Annotated in this window: 18 protein-coding genes; 7 read left to right on the forward strand and 11 right to left on the reverse strand. The window is 70.8% G+C overall.

Annotated features, from left to right (window positions below):
- The first annotated feature begins 43 nt into the window (after positions 1–43).
- The gene (locus ACWDNU_RS16525; protein ID WP_354735092.1) at positions 44–553 is read left to right on the forward strand and encodes a MarR family winged helix-turn-helix transcriptional regulator; all 510 of its coding nucleotides are present in this window, start codon (positions 44–46) and stop codon (positions 551–553) included.
- Between the two features lie 652 nt (positions 554–1,205).
- Here ACWDNU_RS16525 and ACWDNU_RS16530 read toward each other — a convergent pair.
- The 4 genes from ACWDNU_RS16530 to ACWDNU_RS16545 form a co-directional block, all read right to left on the reverse strand.
- Entirely contained in the window at positions 1,206–1,733 is a 528-nt protein-coding gene (locus ACWDNU_RS16530) for a pyridoxamine 5'-phosphate oxidase family protein (RefSeq protein WP_449669453.1), read from the reverse strand.
- A 79-nt stretch (positions 1,734–1,812) separates the two neighbouring features.
- Positions 1,813–2,667, reverse strand: a complete 855-nt coding sequence (locus tag ACWDNU_RS16535; RefSeq protein ID WP_449669454.1) for an MBL fold metallo-hydrolase — start codon at positions 2,665–2,667, stop codon at positions 1,813–1,815.
- A 43-nt stretch (positions 2,668–2,710) separates the two neighbouring features.
- On the reverse strand, positions 2,711–3,118 hold the full coding sequence (locus ACWDNU_RS16540; protein ID WP_449669455.1) for a RidA family protein: 408 nt from the start codon (positions 3,116–3,118) through the stop codon (positions 2,711–2,713).
- A gap of 69 nt (positions 3,119–3,187) precedes the next feature.
- Positions 3,188–4,186, reverse strand: coding sequence for a zinc-binding dehydrogenase (locus ACWDNU_RS16545; protein WP_449669456.1), 999 nt, complete (start codon positions 4,184–4,186; stop codon positions 3,188–3,190).
- Between the two features lie 136 nt (positions 4,187–4,322).
- Between ACWDNU_RS16545 and ACWDNU_RS16550 the strand changes: the two genes are divergently transcribed.
- Together ACWDNU_RS16550 and ACWDNU_RS16555 are read left to right on the forward strand one after the other, a co-directional pair.
- Positions 4,323–4,790: a hypothetical protein gene (locus tag ACWDNU_RS16550; protein WP_449669457.1), complete on the forward strand. Its 468-nt coding sequence runs from the start codon at positions 4,323–4,325 to the stop codon at positions 4,788–4,790.
- 72 nt (positions 4,791–4,862) lie between these two features.
- Positions 4,863–5,606, forward strand: coding sequence for a DUF2249 domain-containing protein (locus tag ACWDNU_RS16555; protein WP_449669458.1), 744 nt, complete (start codon positions 4,863–4,865; stop codon positions 5,604–5,606).
- 158 nt (positions 5,607–5,764) lie between these two features.
- Here ACWDNU_RS16555 and ACWDNU_RS16560 read toward each other — a convergent pair whose 3' ends face one another.
- From ACWDNU_RS16560 to ACWDNU_RS16580, 5 genes are all read right to left on the reverse strand, one after another.
- Positions 5,765–6,175 (reverse strand): Imm7 family immunity protein, encoded by a 411-nt coding sequence (locus ACWDNU_RS16560; protein ID WP_449669459.1) that lies wholly within the window; start codon positions 6,173–6,175, stop codon positions 5,765–5,767.
- 48 nt (positions 6,176–6,223) lie between these two features.
- Positions 6,224–6,916, reverse strand: coding sequence for a helix-turn-helix transcriptional regulator (locus tag ACWDNU_RS16565; RefSeq protein WP_449669460.1), 693 nt, complete (start codon positions 6,914–6,916; stop codon positions 6,224–6,226).
- A 93-nt stretch (positions 6,917–7,009) separates the two neighbouring features.
- Positions 7,010–7,360, reverse strand: coding sequence for a ferredoxin (gene fdxA, locus ACWDNU_RS16570; RefSeq protein WP_449669461.1), 351 nt, complete (start codon positions 7,358–7,360; stop codon positions 7,010–7,012).
- A gap of 54 nt (positions 7,361–7,414) precedes the next feature.
- Positions 7,415–8,728 (reverse strand): FAD-binding oxidoreductase, encoded by a 1,314-nt coding sequence (locus ACWDNU_RS16575; RefSeq protein WP_449669462.1) that lies wholly within the window; start codon positions 8,726–8,728, stop codon positions 7,415–7,417.
- 73 nt (positions 8,729–8,801) lie between these two features.
- Positions 8,802–9,692: a LysR substrate-binding domain-containing protein gene (locus tag ACWDNU_RS16580; protein ID WP_449669511.1), complete on the reverse strand. Its 891-nt coding sequence runs from the start codon at positions 9,690–9,692 to the stop codon at positions 8,802–8,804.
- A gap of 92 nt (positions 9,693–9,784) precedes the next feature.
- Here ACWDNU_RS16580 and ACWDNU_RS16585 point away from each other — a divergent pair, with 92 nt between their 5' ends.
- Positions 9,785–10,783 carry a DMT family transporter gene (locus tag ACWDNU_RS16585; RefSeq protein ID WP_449669463.1) on the forward strand — a complete coding sequence of 333 codons (999 nt, stop codon included), beginning with the start codon at positions 9,785–9,787 and terminating at the stop codon, positions 10,781–10,783.
- Here ACWDNU_RS16585 and ACWDNU_RS16590 read toward each other — a convergent pair.
- Together ACWDNU_RS16590 and ACWDNU_RS16595 are read right to left on the reverse strand one after the other, a co-directional pair.
- A complete protein-coding gene (locus tag ACWDNU_RS16590; RefSeq protein WP_449669464.1) occupies positions 10,708–11,832 on the reverse strand; it encodes a hypothetical protein in 1,125 nt (374 codons plus the stop codon). The genes ACWDNU_RS16585 and ACWDNU_RS16590 overlap by 76 nt on opposite strands.
- Positions 11,823–12,650, reverse strand: coding sequence for an alpha/beta fold hydrolase (locus ACWDNU_RS16595; protein WP_449669465.1), 828 nt, complete (start codon positions 12,648–12,650; stop codon positions 11,823–11,825). The genes ACWDNU_RS16590 and ACWDNU_RS16595 overlap by 10 nt, the downstream gene beginning before the upstream one ends.
- Positions 12,651–12,746: 96 nt before the next feature.
- Between ACWDNU_RS16595 and ACWDNU_RS16600 the strand changes: the two genes are divergently transcribed.
- The 3 genes from ACWDNU_RS16600 to ACWDNU_RS16610 all read left to right on the forward strand — a co-directional run bounded on the left by ACWDNU_RS16600 (position 12,747) and on the right by ACWDNU_RS16610 (position 14,773).
- Positions 12,747–13,118 (forward strand): winged helix-turn-helix transcriptional regulator, encoded by a 372-nt coding sequence (locus ACWDNU_RS16600; RefSeq protein ID WP_354735103.1) that lies wholly within the window; start codon positions 12,747–12,749, stop codon positions 13,116–13,118.
- A gap of 63 nt (positions 13,119–13,181) precedes the next feature.
- Complete coding sequence (gene ftsW / locus ACWDNU_RS16605; protein ID WP_449669466.1) at positions 13,182–14,390, forward strand: putative lipid II flippase FtsW; 1,209 nt, start codon at positions 13,182–13,184, stop codon at positions 14,388–14,390.
- A complete protein-coding gene (locus tag ACWDNU_RS16610; protein WP_449669467.1) occupies positions 14,387–14,773 on the forward strand; it encodes a hypothetical protein in 387 nt (128 codons plus the stop codon). Before ftsW ends, ACWDNU_RS16610 begins: the two co-directional genes overlap by 4 nt.
- The last annotated feature ends 19 nt before the right edge of the window (positions 14,774–14,792 follow it).

Below are 14,792 nucleotides of genomic sequence, written 5' to 3' on the forward strand. Positions count from 1 at the left end.
TTCGAGACCGGTAAGATAATTACTGGTGTTAGAATACTCGCCCATGCCAGCGGAGCGGGACCACGTCGACGGAGTCATGGCGCAGATCACCGGCGTGCGCGAGGAAGACCGGGTCAGCAAGGCGCTGAGCTTCCGCCTGCTGCGCGCGGCCCGGCTCCTGGAAACTGAACTGCGCCGCGAGTTCGACGCCTTCGGGGTCGGCTTGTGGGAGGTGGAACTCCTGGGCGCGCTCAAGCGGGCGGGTCCCCCGTACCGCCTCTCGGCCGGGCAGCTGCTGGACAGCATGCGCCTGACGTCCGGCGGGGTGACCAAACGCGTGGCCGGGCTGGAACGCAAGGGCTGGGTGCGCCGCGACATCGACCCCGGCGACCGGCGGCAGATCCTGGTGAGCCTGACCGAGGAGGGGCTGGCGCGGGCTCTCGAGGTGTTCGGGATGAAGACCCAGACTGAGGCTCGGCTGCTGGGCGTCTTGTCGCACGCGGAACAGGACCGGATGAACGACGACCTGCGGGAACTGCTGCTGGAGTGGGAAGGGCCGGACGGGCGGGCTTGATTCCCGGCGTTTTTCGGAGGGCTTGATTCCCGGCGTTTTCAGGCTCCGCGGTGAAGGCCCGACGCTGCTTGCGGTGGCCGAATCCCCCGCTCGCGCACTCGAACGGCCGCTCCGCTGAGACTGTCCACCGCGTGCCCGACAGAGCATGATCGCGCGGCGGTTCTGCGACGGCCACTCGCTCAGCGATCCGGACGAACCGCTCAACCGGCGGCACGCGATTCCGACTCCGCCCTGACCGCATCCCGCAGCAGACCGCACTCAGCGTCCCGCGAACTCCCACCCGCCGCGACTGGGTCCTGCCACGGCCGCCCAGGGCAAAACCCGGCAGCCGCGCCCGATCCCCGGCGGGCAGTATCGCTACGGCGACCCGCGCCAGGCCGGACCGCCACGCCCAAACTCTGGCCGACGCCCAGCAAGCAGTTCCGCCCCAGCACCCCCGCACCGAGCCGGACCACCAGGCTTGAACGCAGGCACGCAGTTCCACCACGACGGCCCCGCGCCGGAACCAGATCACCGCGCTCCACCCCGGCGAACTCCCGGCAGGCAGTCCCGCCGCAACGCCGCCGCGCCAAGCCAAGCCGCCGCGCGATCACCTCCCGCCTCCCAACAGGCAGTTCCGCGCCACAACCCGCGCGAAGGCGAGCCGCCGGGCTCAGCCCCTGGCGAACTCCCAGCAGGTCGCGCCGTGCGGTTCCTCCGACGCGACTCCCACTGCGCGGCGCAGGGTGAGCCGGTACAGGTGCCACGGCGGCAGGCCCGCGCTCGGTGCGCTGAACGGGGCCGTCAGCGCGTCCCCGGTCGCCTCTGCTGGCCAGCCGCCGGAGCGGTAGACCTCGGCCAGGTGCGCCACGGTGTCGACGTCGGCGACTCGGCGAGCATCGCCTTCCAGCACCAGGTCTAGGCCGCGCAGCCGTACCGAAATGCTGCACGCCGGGTTCGCCGCGAGGTTCCGGGAGCGGCGCGTGTCCGGTCCGCCGACGAAGTACAGGGCGTCGTCCACCCAGACGGCGCCCACGCCTGCCGAGTGCGGACGTCCGTCCGGGCGGACGGTCGCCACGAAGAACGTCAGGTCGGCGGTCGGGGTGTCGGTGGCCAGGACGTCTCGGGCACGGCTCCACGGCAGCGGAGCGTTTCCGTAGCGGTCGAGGTTGCGGGTCGAGGTCGGTTCGTAGTCAGTCATGCCCATGCGTCGAATGGGGCGCCGCCGAATCGACATCGGCCCGCCAGGAAATCGACAACGGTGCCGTCGAAAGGATGGGTCAGGCACCTCCTGGCGGAGTTGGGCGGTAGCGGAAACCGTCGTCGTCCTGCGTGATCCGCCCGACGGGGAAGTGCGCGGGCAGGAGGAGCGCGTCCCGTTCGACGGCCAGTTCGCACAGGGTCCGCCGGGATTCCGCGGCGGCGGCGGGATCCGCGTCGCCGCCTTGGGCGAGGGTCAGGTTCGCGAACTGGAACGGGTGGTGCAGCACATCCCCGCTCACCAGGGCGTGCTGACCGCCGCCGTTGAGTTCCGCGATCAGGTGCGCGGTGGTGTGGCCGGGCATGGCACGCAGAGTGATGCCGTCCGCCACCTCGTACGGGAGGTCGATCAACTCGACCAGACCGGCCTCGACGACCGGGAGCACGCTGTCTTCGAACGTCCGCGCCAGGTCGCCCGCGACGCCGCCGTCCGGCGCCGACGCGTGGACCTGTTGGAGCCAGGCGTATTCCTCGCTCGGGATCAGGTACCGGGCGCGCGGGAACGTCGGATCCCAGGAACCGTCGACCAGCTGGGTGAAGCCGCCGCAGTGGTCGGGGTGCAGGTGGGTCGCCACGACGACGTCGACGTCCTCCGGCACGACGCCGACGGCGGCCAGTCGCTCCAGGTACGGCGCGTCGAACTGGTGGTGCGCCAGCAGGACCGGGCGCTCCTTCGCGTTGCCGTTCCCGGCGTCGAGGAGCACGGTCTGGTCCGGCGTGCGCACCAGGTACGTGGTGATCGACAGGTCGAGGTCGCCGCGATGCTCCCCCAGGTGTTCCGGCGTGACTGCCGGGAACAGGTCCGCCGGGGCGAACGGCCAGTGGTCCAGTTCGGCTACCGGGTCGATCCGCAGCGGTCCGAGAGTGATGGTCATCGGGTTTCCTGTCGTCCGGGGAAAGGGGACATCGTGCGCACGCTCATCGGGGCACCGCCGCCATCGCCTCGATTTCCACGAACAGCTCCGGTTTGGCGAGCGCGGCCACGACGATCAGCGACTGCGTCGGCCAGTCGCTTTCCGGGAACCACCGGCTGAACACGTCGCCGGTCGCCGCGCGGAAACCGGCCAGGTGCTCAGTGCCCGCGACCATGCTGAAGACCTTGACCAGATGCTCCGGCCCGGCCCCCGCCGCGGCGAGCACGCGTTCGATGTTCGCCAGCGCCTCGCGCGTCTGCGCTTCCGCGTCCGGCCCGGCGAGCGTGCCGTCCGGCCGTGCGCCGATCTGCCCGGCCACGACGACCAGCTCGTGGCCGGCAGGAACCTGCGCGACGTGGCTGTAGCGGCCTACCGGCGCCGCGACCGTCCCGGGATTCCAGCGCTTGCTCATCAGGTGTTCCCCTCCCTTGGTTCGTGCTCTCAGTTCACCACGCGCCACCGACAAAAAATCACCGGCCAGTCACCCGATCGTGAGCACCAGCTTGCCGAACTGGTCCCCGGACGCCAGTTCGCCCAGCGCGCGCGGACCTTCCGCCATGGCGTAAACGTGGTGCACCACCGGCCGCAGCCGGTGTTCCGTGACCAGCGCGACCATCTGCGAGAACTCCCGCGCGCTCCCCATCGACGTGCCCAGCAGGCTGATCTGCCGAAAGAAGAGATTGCGCAGCGACAACTCGACGTCCGGGCCGGTGGTCGCGCCCAGCGTCACCATCCGGCCGCCGGAACGAAGCACCGAGAGACAGGAGTCGAACGTCGCCGAGCCGATGCTGTCGACGACCAGGTCCACCGGTTCGCCGAGTTCGGCGGCCCAGTCGCCGCCGCTGCCGATCGCCCGGTCGGCCCCCAGTTCCGTTGCCCTGGCGAGCTTTTCGGGCCTGCGCGAGGTGACGCTGACCGTCGCGCCCACGGCTTTCGCCATGGCGAGGGCGAAGGTCGCGACCCCGCTGCCGATGCCGGGCAGCAGCACGTGTTCCCCGGCGGTCAGCCCGCCGCGGGTGAACAGCGCCCGGTACGCGGTGAGCGCGGCCAATGGGAGCGCGGCGGCTTCGGTCCAGCTCAGGTGCGCGGGCTTCGGCAGGACATTGCCCGCCGGGACGACGACGTACTCGGCCAGCGTGCCGTTCGCCGGCACCCCGAGGATGGCGGGGACTTCCGGCACGACGTCCGGCTCGGCCCAGTCGAGGGACGGGTTGATGACGACCTCGGTGCCGATATCGACGCTCGTGTCCGCACCCGTCGCCACGACCACTCCGGCACCGTCCGAGCCCAGCACGGCCCAGGGATCGGCCGGAGCGCGACTGTCCACGATGAACAGATCCCGGTGGTTCAGCCCGGCTGCCCTCAGCTGGACCAGCACTTCGCCCGGTCCGGGTTGCGGCGCCGGGACCTCCGCGACCCGCACCCCGCCGACTCCCGCCGCGCCTTCGTGCACCACTGCCCGCATCGCTTTTGTTGTCACGTCCGCGAACGTAACAGCCGGGCCGCCCCCTGCGGAGCCCCGGGGCGAATCCCGTCACAGCGGGGAATTTTCCGTTCCGGGCCCCGCCGCGCCGACCGGGCTGAGCTGATCGTTTTCACTAGGTTAGTTTGGATATATGACTCCTCGAACCGCCGCAGCGGCGCCGTTCGCCGCACTCGGCATCGGGTGCGCGATCGCCGGCGGACTCGCGTCCGCGGTCATCGCCCCGCATCCGACCCCGCACGGCGCGTGGGCGGTCGCATATCTCGTACTGGTCGACGGGATCGCTCAGGTCGGTCTCGGAATCGGTCAGGCATTGCTCGCCCCGAACCCGCCGGCTCGACGGCTGGTCGTCGCTCAAGTCGCGGCCTGGAATCTCGGAAATGCAGCCGTGCTAGGCGGAACGCTCTCTGGCGTGCCGCCCGTCGCGGACGTCGGCGGCGCGGTTCTGGTCGTCGGCCTGGCGCTGCTGATCCTGGGCGGGCGCGGCGGGTCGCGGGACGGCCGCGCCCGCTGGGTTCGGCACGGTTTCCAGGCGTTGGTCGTGCTGCTGCTGGTCAGCATCCCGGCCGGGCTCGTCCTCGCGCGGATCGGGCCGTCCTGAGTCCGACGTCACGTCCACCGGCCCGCTCTTTTGCACTATTATTCTCGTAAATACTCTTTCCGGGAGGTTCCCGTGACCGGCTCGTCCGACGTGTACATCAACGGCACCAGCACCGACCCGGCGCTCCGGGCCGGCCAGGACCTCCGGGCCCGATCCGGCCGGATTCTGGCCGAGTACCGGGAAAAAGCCGCCGTGGTCACGGAACTCCAGCTCGACGGCAGCGCTCGCGCGGAGGCCAACGCGCGGCTGATCGCGTTCGCCTCGGGCCCGTTGACCGAGTACCTGTCCGCCGCCGACCGCGTCCTCAACGCGACCGCCGCCGGAGCCCCCGCGACCCGGCTGCTGGTCCGCGCCCTGCGGCGGATCCAGGACTCCGTGCTCCGCTCCGTCGGCGAACTGCGGGAAGCCGACACCTCAGCCCAGGTCAGCCATGCCGCGCAGGCGTTGGACGCGCTGCTCGCCGCCTACCTGGACGCCGAGACGAATGTCCTGCTGCCCGCGCTGGCCGACCTCCCCGGCGCCGATGTCCCCGTCCTCGTCGACGACCTCCGCACGCTCCTCGACGGCGGCGAGCTGGACCGCGCGGAAGTCCTGGACGTCCGCGAAATCCCGCACGGCACCCGGCATCCGCGCATCTTCGGCCGCTACGCGCGGCTCGCGCCCGGGGAATCGTTCGTGCTCGTCAACAACCACGACCCGAAGCCGCTGCGCCGCGAGTTCACCGCCGCGCACGGCGAGGATTTCACCTGGGAGTACGTGGAATCCGGGCCGGAGAAGTGGCAGGTCCGGATCGGCCGCGCCGCGGTCCCGGCCTGACCCCTGTGCCCGCGCCGACTCCCCTTCGGCGCGTCCCTCCGCGGCGGCCGGCCTCCCCCGCCCCGGCCGCCGCGGACCGGCTTCACGCTCCTGCCGCCGATCGGTCGCGAGCAGCGGAATCCTTTCCCTGCCACGCTTCGCCGCATCGACCATCCACATCAGACAGTTGCCGACCAGCTCGGCTCCTCGTCCTCCAAGGTGGGGATCACCGGCGACAGAAGGTGATCCGCGTGCTCGGTGACCTCGCCGCGGACCAGCCGGAAGACCCGGAAGCTCAGCTGGTGCTCCGGATGTTCGTCGTCGTGGACGTACAGCAGCCCGTACGACCCCGGAGCGAGCCGCCCGACTTTCGCGAACAAGTCGATCACCTCGGCGCCCTGCTGCCCTCGGTGATTCGGGTGCCCGCCGAGGTGGATGTAGTACCACCCGTTCATCGGCTGGAGATCGATCAGCGCGTAGCCGGCCAAGTCGTCGACCAGGGCCTGGATTTCGTCGAGGCGAAGCGGCGGTTCGTCGTCAACCGCTTCGGCGGTCGAGCGAAGACTGATCCACCCGTGGTATTCGAACATGGCGAAAGCCTAGGCCCGGCCAAAAGGAAAAGGCGATCAGTTTTCCGGTCAGCGGCGACGCTTCGCCGTCGGCTTCAAATGCGCCAAACACAACGACGGCTCGACGAACGCCTCCAGCCGATCCGCCGTCAACGGCGCGCGCACCTCGGCCAGCACGCCGCGCATCAGCCCGAGATGCAGCCCGCACACGACATCCCGCCGCTCCTCCGCGACCTCCCGGAACGGGCAGTGCCGCAACCGGATCACCGGTGCCTCGAGGTCACCGTCCGGGTCCGGGGCGAATCCGGCATCACTGAGCACAGTGGACAGTCGCCGGAGGCCCTCGGCCTCGTCGACGCACCGGGTCGGCGGCGGACGATCGGCCAGGTAGCGGCCCCACGCTTCCCCGGCGGATTCCGCGGCCTTGCCGGGATCAGCCACGTTTTCCGCGATCATGCCGGTCAGCATTTCCGCGAGCAGCCGGTAGCTGCGCCGTCCCTCGGCGGCCTCCTCGGCGATCGCGACATAGACAGTGCGCGGGCGACCGGGTCGGGTGCGGTCTTCGACGCGGCGTTCGGCGAGGCCGGATTCGACCAGTCCGTCCAAGTGGAAGCGCGCGGTGTTGGCGTGCAATCCCACCTGCGCGGCGACGTCCTGCACCGCGACCGGACCGCCCGCCGAACGCAGCGCGTCCAGCACCCGGGCCCGGCTCTCGCCCAATGCACGGGAGCCGGGCGGGTCGGTCAGCGTCTGCTCGCTCATGCGGGACAGTTTAACCGAGCAGACTAGGGCAAACTACCGCTGCGCGGGGATCTCCGGTCGCGGACTGCCCCAACCGGTCCAAGATCACCTGGTTCACGACTGCATCTCCGGGCGCGGCTGCCCGGCGACCAGCGGCGTGTCCACCCCGAGATCGCCGAGTTTCACCGCTCCGCCGGGGCTGTCCAGCGGCGCGGCGCGGCCGGGCAGGGTTTCGCTGAAGAACCGGGCGTTGTCCTCGGCGTAGACGCGCCAGCGCTCCGGAAGGTCGTCCTCGTAATAGATCGCTTCAACAGGGCACACCGGTTCGCAGGCGCCGCAGTCCACGCATTCGTCCGGGTGGATGTAGAGCGAGCGTTCGCCGACGTAGATGCAGTCCACCGGGCATTCGTCCACGCACGCCCGGTCCATCACGTCCACGCACGGCTCCGCGATCACATAGGCCACGGCCCGCTCCCTTCCACCCGGCTTCGTTTTTACCAATGTACTCGGTAAAAAGGGTCACGCGAGCGGGATGGCGCGGAAAACTCCGTCCGGGTCGTAGCGGTGTTTGATGTCTCGCAGCCGGGAGGTGTGGCGGCCGAACGGCTCGGCGGAAGACACATCCGGCCCCAGCAGGTTCGCGTACGCGCCCGGCAAGGCGTAGGGGGCCAGCGCGGCCGAGGTCGCATCCGCCCAGGCCCGGTCGTCATTGCCCTCCCCCAGCCCGAGCACCTCGACCATCAGATGGTCCTCGCGCAGCGGGAACGGCGTGACCGCCACCGGGATCCGGGAAGCCACGCCGTGGAAGTGGTGGATCGACAGTCCGGACAACGGCGACGTCCGGGCTTCCGCCTGCCGCATCAGCCCCGAGACGATCTCCGGAGTGAACGCCGACAGCGACCGCGTGCGAATGGTGACCGACCGGCCGCCGGGGAACATCTCGTCGCGACGAGCGATCTCTGCCGCGTACGACGAGACCGGAGCGATTTGCGAGGCGAGCGGCGGTCCGAGCCGGGCCAAGAAGCCGTCGGGATCAGCGCTGCCGCACCACGTCGGCCAGACCAGCACGCACAGCGAACCGTCCGCACCGGCGAGGACCCCGGTCTGCACGGTGAGTTCGTCCGGTGCCTCGGCCTGGATTTCCGCGACCGCGGCGAATACCCGAGCCGCCTCAGTCGCCGGATACCAGACGGGGCCGGTCGTGATGTGCGGTGCCGCGTGCAGCCGCACTCCGAGCGACGTCACCACGCCGAAGTTCCCGCCGCCGCCCCGCAGCGCCCACCACAGGTCCGGCAGCCGCGAAGCGTTGGCGAGCACGACTTCGCCGTCCGCGAGGACGATCTCCGCACCGAGCAGGTTGTCCGCGGCAAGCCCGTATTTCCCGAGGAAAGGCCCGTATCCGCCGCCGAGTGCGAGCCCGGCGAAGCCGACCGTGCCAATCGTGCCGACTGCCGCCGTCAGGCCGTGCACCTCAGCCGCGGCAAGCACATCGTTGGCCCGCGCACCGCCGCCGACCACCGCGGCTCGCCGTCCGGCATCGACCGCGACCCGGTTCAACGGACGCAGATCGAGCGTGATCCCGCCGTCCGCCAGCGCGCGTCCGGCCCAGTCGTGACCGCCGCTGCGCACGGACAACGACAGGCCCAGTTCGCGCGCGACACGCACTGAGGCTTGGACATCGGCTGTGCTCCGGCATTCCACGACCACGTCCGGCCGCGCGGCGACGGCGGCGTTCCAGACCGTGGCCGCCGATTCGTACTGCGGACCGGAAGTGTGTACTTGCTCGGCGAGCAATCTGGCCCGCAAGGCGCGGGCGGCATCCTCGGCGGTCATGGGCGGCTCCCCTGCTCGTCGATCCCGACTCTAGGGCCGAACCGGCCGGAAATGGCAGCCGCGCAAGGAAAATTCAGTGATTCACATAAGTCGCCGACGCCTCGCCGAGCGCCTCCAGCGCCGCCCGGACGCCGCCGTGCGCCTCCTCGCCGGACCGGCACGCGGCGATGATCGTGCGGTTCAGCACCGGCCGGGTCGCGAGCATCCGGACCCCGTCGGGCACCGGTCCGCGCGCGAGCCGCGGGACGAGCGCGGCGCCGACGTTGCCCGCGACGAGCGCCAGCTGCGTCACGTAACTCCCGATGGTGCAACTGATCCGCGGCTCGAGGTCCTGCGAACGGAGCACGTGCACGAGCCATTCGTAGCAGCCGGAACGGCCGGTCCAGCTGATCCACGCCACGTCGTCCACCTCGGAGAGATCGACCGTGCGCCGGTGCGCGAGCCGGTGCCCGGCGGGCAGCGCGAGATCGGCGACGTCGGAGAACAGCGTGACCTGTGTGATCCCCGCCGGCACCACGGTCGGCCGGTCCGCCCAGCTTTCGAACACCGCGACGTCGAGGTCGCCGGCGAGCACCTTCGGCAACGTTTGTTCAGCTTCGCCCTCGCCCAGCGTCACGTTGAGCCGCGGATGCTGCTCGGTGAGCGTGGCGAGCGCGGGCGGCAGCAGGGCGTGGACGCACGTCGCGATCGACCCGATCCGCAACGGCCCGAAGACGTCCTCCCGCAACCGTTCGAGATCCGTGCGCGCTTCGGCGAGTTGCGCCAGTACGCGTTCGGCGTGTCCGACCAGCACCTGCCCGGCGCGCGTGAGCCGCACGGTCCGGCCGCGCGGTTCCAACAGCGCCAGGCCCGCTTCCCGCTCCAGTTTCGCCAGCTGCTGCGACACCCCGGACGGCGTGACGTGCAGCGCCGCCGCCGCGCGGGCGACCGAGCCGTGCTGCGCGACCGCGTGCAGGGCGCGCATCCGATCCACACTGAACACGGTAGTGATGCTACCGGATTTACCGCAGGAACATTCACTTGTCCTTGATAGTTAGCGGCCCCACGATAGAAGGCATGACCACCGAACCCGCCACGCTGCCGACCGCCGGCCCGATCGCCGCCCTCACCGGCCGCGCCGACCCTCGGCTGCTGGCCGCGGCCGGCTGCCTCTGCATCGCGCTGACCTCGGTGCTCATCAAGGTTTCCGGGGCCAGCGGGGCGACCAGCGCGTTCTGGCGCTGCGCCCTCGCGCTGCCGCTGCTCGCGGTGCTGGCGTTCAGCGAGGCGCGCCGGACCCGCGTGCGCGCGAAGATCCTGCTGCCGCTGCTGGCCGGGCTCGGACTGGGACTCGACTTCGTCCTGTGGGGCGAAGCGATCCCGCGCGTCGGCGCGGGCGTCGCGACCATGCTGCTTTCGGTGCAGGTGGTGATCGTGCCGCTGCTCGCGTTCGTCTTCCTCAAGGAGCGGCCGGACCCGCGGTTCAAGTTCGTCGCGCCGACGCTGATCGTCGGCATCGTGCTCGCGGGCGGCGTGTTCGGCTCGTCGATGAGCGGCTCGAACCCGGTGCTGGGCATGGTTTTCGCGCTCGCTGCCGGGGCGGGCTACTCGGGATACCTGCTGTTGCTCCGGCTCAGCAGCAGCCCCGCGACGCAGGTCCGTTCGCTGTCGCTGGCGACCGTGTCGGCGGGCTTCGTGTCGGTCGCGCTCGGACTGCCGTTCGGCCGCCTCGACCTCACGCCCAGCCTCCCCTCGCTCGGCTGGTTCGCCGCGCTGGCCCTGGTCGGCCAGGTCATCGGGTGGCTGCTGATCGCCGGCGCGCTGCCTCGGCTGGCGGCCTCGACCGGCGCGACGATGATGCTGCTGCAGCCGGTCGGCGCGGTCGCCTTCGGATTCCTGCTGCTGAGCGAACGACCCGGCGCGGTCCAGCTCGTCGGCTGCGTGATCGTGCTCGGCGCGGTCTGTTTCGCCGGTCGCGGTGCGACGAAGCGGCCCGCGGTTCAGTCGTCGGCCAAGCTCAACCCGACCGAGTCGAGCAGCCCGCGCGCCATGTCCCTGAACTCGTCGCGACGGTGATCGACCAGGCCATCCCCGCCGAGCAGGTCCGCAGCCAATTCGTCGACCGGCCAGCAGACCAGCTTGCCGTGCCGGCCGAGCAGCAGCCCGACCTCGCGGATCCGGTACAGGTCGGCGACGTCGAGCCAGGCATACAGCAGGATCTGCCACAGCCAGCGCCCGGCCCGGTCCGGATCGCCGACGGTCAGCACGGTCTTCACGTCCAGCAGCGTGCCCTCGGCGATCCCCGCTTCGGGATCGAGCTTCCCGAGCAGGAGGTCGCCGTCCGCCCAGCCGGGCACGATGGTCGGCCCGGCGATGCCGAGCGGATAGCCCTCGGGCGGTGCACCGGCGAGGCGGCGCAGTTCCCACAGCGCACCGTTGTCGTGTAAGCGTTTCGCGAGTTCCGCCAGTTCGGTCACCGCCGCGTCGGCGGGCAGGGCGCGCAGGTCCGCGATCGTGCCGCCGCCGTCGACGACCCGCGAGAGCCGGGGGTCGATCTTGCCGGAGCGGTAGATGTCCTCGCACGCCGACAGCACCCAGTTCGTCCGAGCCAGGCCGGCCTCCGCGCCCGGCCCGCCGAGCACGCCGGGCGGGGCGTGCTGAGCTTGATAGCGGCGAGCGCGTTCCAGCAGTTCACCCCACAGCTCCTCGGCACCCGGGAGCGCCTCGCCGCGAGGCATGCCGTCGCCGAGGTCGAGCCAGGTCGCTGCTGCCGGACGGATGCCGAGCGCCCGCGCCTGGTACTCCGGCGGCAGCTCGTCGTGCGTCGGGTACGCGGCGGCCTGGGCGTGCGCCCACGGACCGCTGCCCCACTGCGCGCGCACCATGCCGAGCAGCGCGTAGTACGGCGGCGCGGGCTGCACGAGGTCCGCGATCCGCTGGCCGAACGCGCCGCCGATCTCGGCCCAGTGCTGGCGCGGTGGGCGGGCGAGCGCGGGGCGGATCGGGCGCACGCCGTTCGTCGCCTCCTCGACCCGGCGCGCGGCCGCGGCCGTGCCGGTGAAGACGCGAGCGCACCAGCGCGCGAGTGTCCCTCGCGGGTCGGCAAGCTCGGACGTCAACGACACCCGGCCAGTATCTCCCGGGACAGGAACGGCAGCAGCAGATCGAGGAATTCGCGCGGCCGGTCGAGCGGGACCAGGTGTCCGCAGTCCGGCAGCACGTGCCCGGTGAGGTCGTCGGCGATCGGGCGCAGCTGCTGTTCCAGCGCGTCGCCCACCGGATTCGCGCCGATCGCCAGCGTCGGGACGGTCAGCCGCTTCGCCGCCGCTTCGGTCAGCTGGCGGGCGCTTTCCGGCAACGCCCGGTAGTACTCGAAGGCGCAGCGAAGCGCGTCGGTCCCGGCGTACGCCTCGGCGAACGCTGCTTGGAGGTCCGCCGGAACGCCGCGGCCGAGCGTGCCCTGGTCGAGGAACCAGCCGACGTACTCGGCCTCGTGTCCATTAAGGACAGTCTCGGCGAGGCCCGGCACCGCGTGGAAACCGAACCACCACGGCGGGCTGGCCGGGAAACCCCAGGGCAGCGACTCCGTCAGCACCAGACGGCGCACCCGCTCCGGCTGCCGCAGCGCCAGCAGCAACGCGCCTGCCACCGCCAGGTCGATCGCCACCACGTCGGCGTCCGCCTCCCCCAGCGCGTCAAGCAAAGCCGCGACATCGTCGGCGACGGCTCCAGCGTCGAAACCGCTCTCCGGACGGCCGCTCCCGCCCAGGCCGCGGAGGTCCGGCGCGATGACTCGGTACTGCTCGGCGAGCGTCGGGATGACCTTGCTCCACAGCTGCCAGGTGTGCGGGAACCCGTGCAGCAGCACCACCGCCGGACCGCTCCCGGAGACGGCGACGTTCAGCCGCACCCCGTTCGCCTCGACCTGCCGCACCGCGTTCATCGGACCTCCTGTGGTTACCATTGGTTACCAGCACACGGTAGGTAACCCAGAACGTGCCGCCAAGACGGCACTTTCCCGACAGGTGGTGAGCCCGAGGTGACCCCCTCCGCCCGCGGCGATCTGTTCGACCCGGCCTGCCCGACGCGGCGGCTGCTCGACCGGATCGGGACGAAGTGGACGTCGATGACGGTCAAGATCCTCGCCGAGGCCGCGCCGGACGAGGTGCGGTTCGCCGACCTGCGCCGCCGCATCCCCGGGGTTTCGCAGAAAATGCTCTCGGTCACCTTGCAAAGCCTCGTCCGCGACGGTCTTGTCTCGCGGCGCGTCGAAGCCACCGTGCCGCCTCGGGTGCATTACCGGCTCACCCCGCTGGGTGCATCGCTGGAATCCGCGCTCGCGGTGTTGCGCACGTGGGCCGAAGAACACATGGCCGACGTCGACCAGGCCAATCAGGAATCCGAACGGTAATTTTCCGCACACAGGCGAGTCGGTCAGCCACTGCGACGCCAATTCGGCACACACTCACCCACTGTGGAGTCGCCAACCGAACGGGACAGCAAACCCGCACGGCACGCAATCGGACAGTTCTTCGCGCATCCGCTCGCGTCGTTCCGGATCATCACCGCGATTTGGGCGCTGCTGACACTGCTCGGCGCGGTGATGGCACTGTCGTCCTCGGCCGCCGCAGCCAACCCGACGGCGGGAACCGGCGTGTACCAAGCCTTTTTCCGGCATCTGACCTTCGTCGCGCTCGGCGCGGTCGCCTTCGTGCTCGGCCTGCGCATCCCGTTTTCCCGCATGCGCAAGGCAGCCACGCCCGCGCTCGCCGCGGCGGTCGTGCTGCTGCTTCTCGTGCTGACCCCGCTGGGTTCCGACCACGGCGGCGCGCAACGCTGGCTCGCCGCCGGGCCGATCACCTTGCAGCCAGTGGAAATCGCGAAGGTCGCGCTGGTGTTCTGGGGCGCACATCTGCTCGTGTCGAAGCAGCGTGTGCTGCACCATTGGCGGCATCTGCTGGTGCCGCTGATCCCGGTGACGCTCGCGTTGTGCGCCCTGCTGCTGGCCCAGCCGAATCTCAGCGGCACGGTCACGCTCGCGTTGATCACCTTGGGATTGCTGTGGTTCGCGGGCGCGCCGAAACGCTTGTTCGCCGCCATTCTCGCCGGCGGTGTCGTCGGAATCGTCGTACTCGCCCTTTTCGCCAGTTATCGGCTCGCGCGCATCCTTTCTTTTCTCTCGCCGAACCCTGATTCGAGCGGCAGCGGCTACCAGGCGCAACAGGCGCAATACGCCCTCGCCGACGGCGGCTGGTTCGGCGTCGGCCTCGGCCGGGGCGCGGCGAAGTGGAGCTATCTGCCGGACGTCCAGAACGACTTCGTCTTCGCGCTCGTCGGCGAGGAGCTCGGCTTCGCCGGCTGTCTCCTGGTGCTGGGGCTGTTCGGCTACCTCGCGGTGATCGGCCTGCGCACCGCGTCCAGGGTCACCGATCCGTGGGTGCGGCTCGTCGCCGGGACGACCACCTTGCTGCTGGTGGCGCAGGCGCTGATCAACATCGGCTACGTCGCGGGCGCGCTGCCGGTGACCGGCGTGACGCTGCCGCTGGTGTCCGCGGGCGGGACGTCGCTGGTGGTCACCATGCTGCAGTTCGGCATCCTCGCCCAGGCCGCGCGCGAGGAACCGGCCGCGCAGACGTTCCTCGCCGGGCTGCCGAAGAAGGCCTCCGGTACAGTCCGAGCGTGATCAAGAAGGCACTCTCCGCTACCTTCGCGGCTGTCGCGCTCGCGGGCCTCGCCGCGTGCTCCAACCCGACCGGCAAGTCGTGGGCGATCACCTACGAGGTCACCTCCGACCAGCAGACCACGGCCACCGGCGTCACCTACGGCGAATCGGGCAACCGCTACGAGGACAAGGTCGCGCCGCACCAGCTCGCCGGCCCGCTCGGACTGCCGTGGAAACAGGACGTCGTGGTCAGCGCCGGACAGGACGCGTCGGTCACCGCGACGCCGTCGACCGCGGCGACCCTGCGCTGCCGGATCCTGCTGGACAAGACGAAGGAACTCGCCAAGGCGAGCGCCCCCGCTCCCGGCAAGCCGGTGACCTGCAAGCACACCACCGACTCCTGATCCGTCCCGGAGAGTCCCC

This window comes from Amycolatopsis sp. NPDC003676 (genome assembly GCF_053587275.1).

Coding starts and splice junctions, on each gene's coding strand:
- ACWDNU_RS16530 (WP_449669453.1), bottom strand. CDS start 1,733: ATGACTGACTACGAACCGACCTCGACCCGCAACCTCGACCGCTACGGA.
- ACWDNU_RS16525 (WP_354735092.1), top strand. CDS start 44: ATGCCAGCGGAGCGGGACCACGTCGACGGAGTCATGGCGCAGATCACC.
- ACWDNU_RS16550 (WP_449669457.1), top strand. CDS start 4,323: ATGACTCCTCGAACCGCCGCAGCGGCGCCGTTCGCCGCACTCGGCATC.
- ACWDNU_RS16535 (WP_449669454.1), bottom strand. CDS start 2,667: ATGACCATCACTCTCGGACCGCTGCGGATCGACCCGGTAGCCGAACTG.
- ACWDNU_RS16595 (WP_449669465.1), bottom strand. CDS start 12,650: ATGAACGCGGTGCGGCAGGTCGAGGCGAACGGGGTGCGGCTGAACGTC.
- ACWDNU_RS16585 (WP_449669463.1), top strand. CDS start 9,785: ATGACCACCGAACCCGCCACGCTGCCGACCGCCGGCCCGATCGCCGCC.
- ACWDNU_RS16580 (WP_449669511.1), bottom strand. CDS start 9,692: ATGCGCGCCCTGCACGCGGTCGCGCAGCACGGCTCGGTCGCCCGCGCG.
- ACWDNU_RS16575 (WP_449669462.1), bottom strand. CDS start 8,728: ATGACCGCCGAGGATGCCGCCCGCGCCTTGCGGGCCAGATTGCTCGCC.
- ACWDNU_RS16565 (WP_449669460.1), bottom strand. CDS start 6,916: ATGAGCGAGCAGACGCTGACCGACCCGCCCGGCTCCCGTGCATTGGGC.
- ACWDNU_RS16560 (WP_449669459.1), bottom strand. CDS start 6,175: ATGTTCGAATACCACGGGTGGATCAGTCTTCGCTCGACCGCCGAAGCG.
- ACWDNU_RS16540 (WP_449669455.1), bottom strand. CDS start 3,118: ATGAGCAAGCGCTGGAATCCCGGGACGGTCGCGGCGCCGGTAGGCCGC.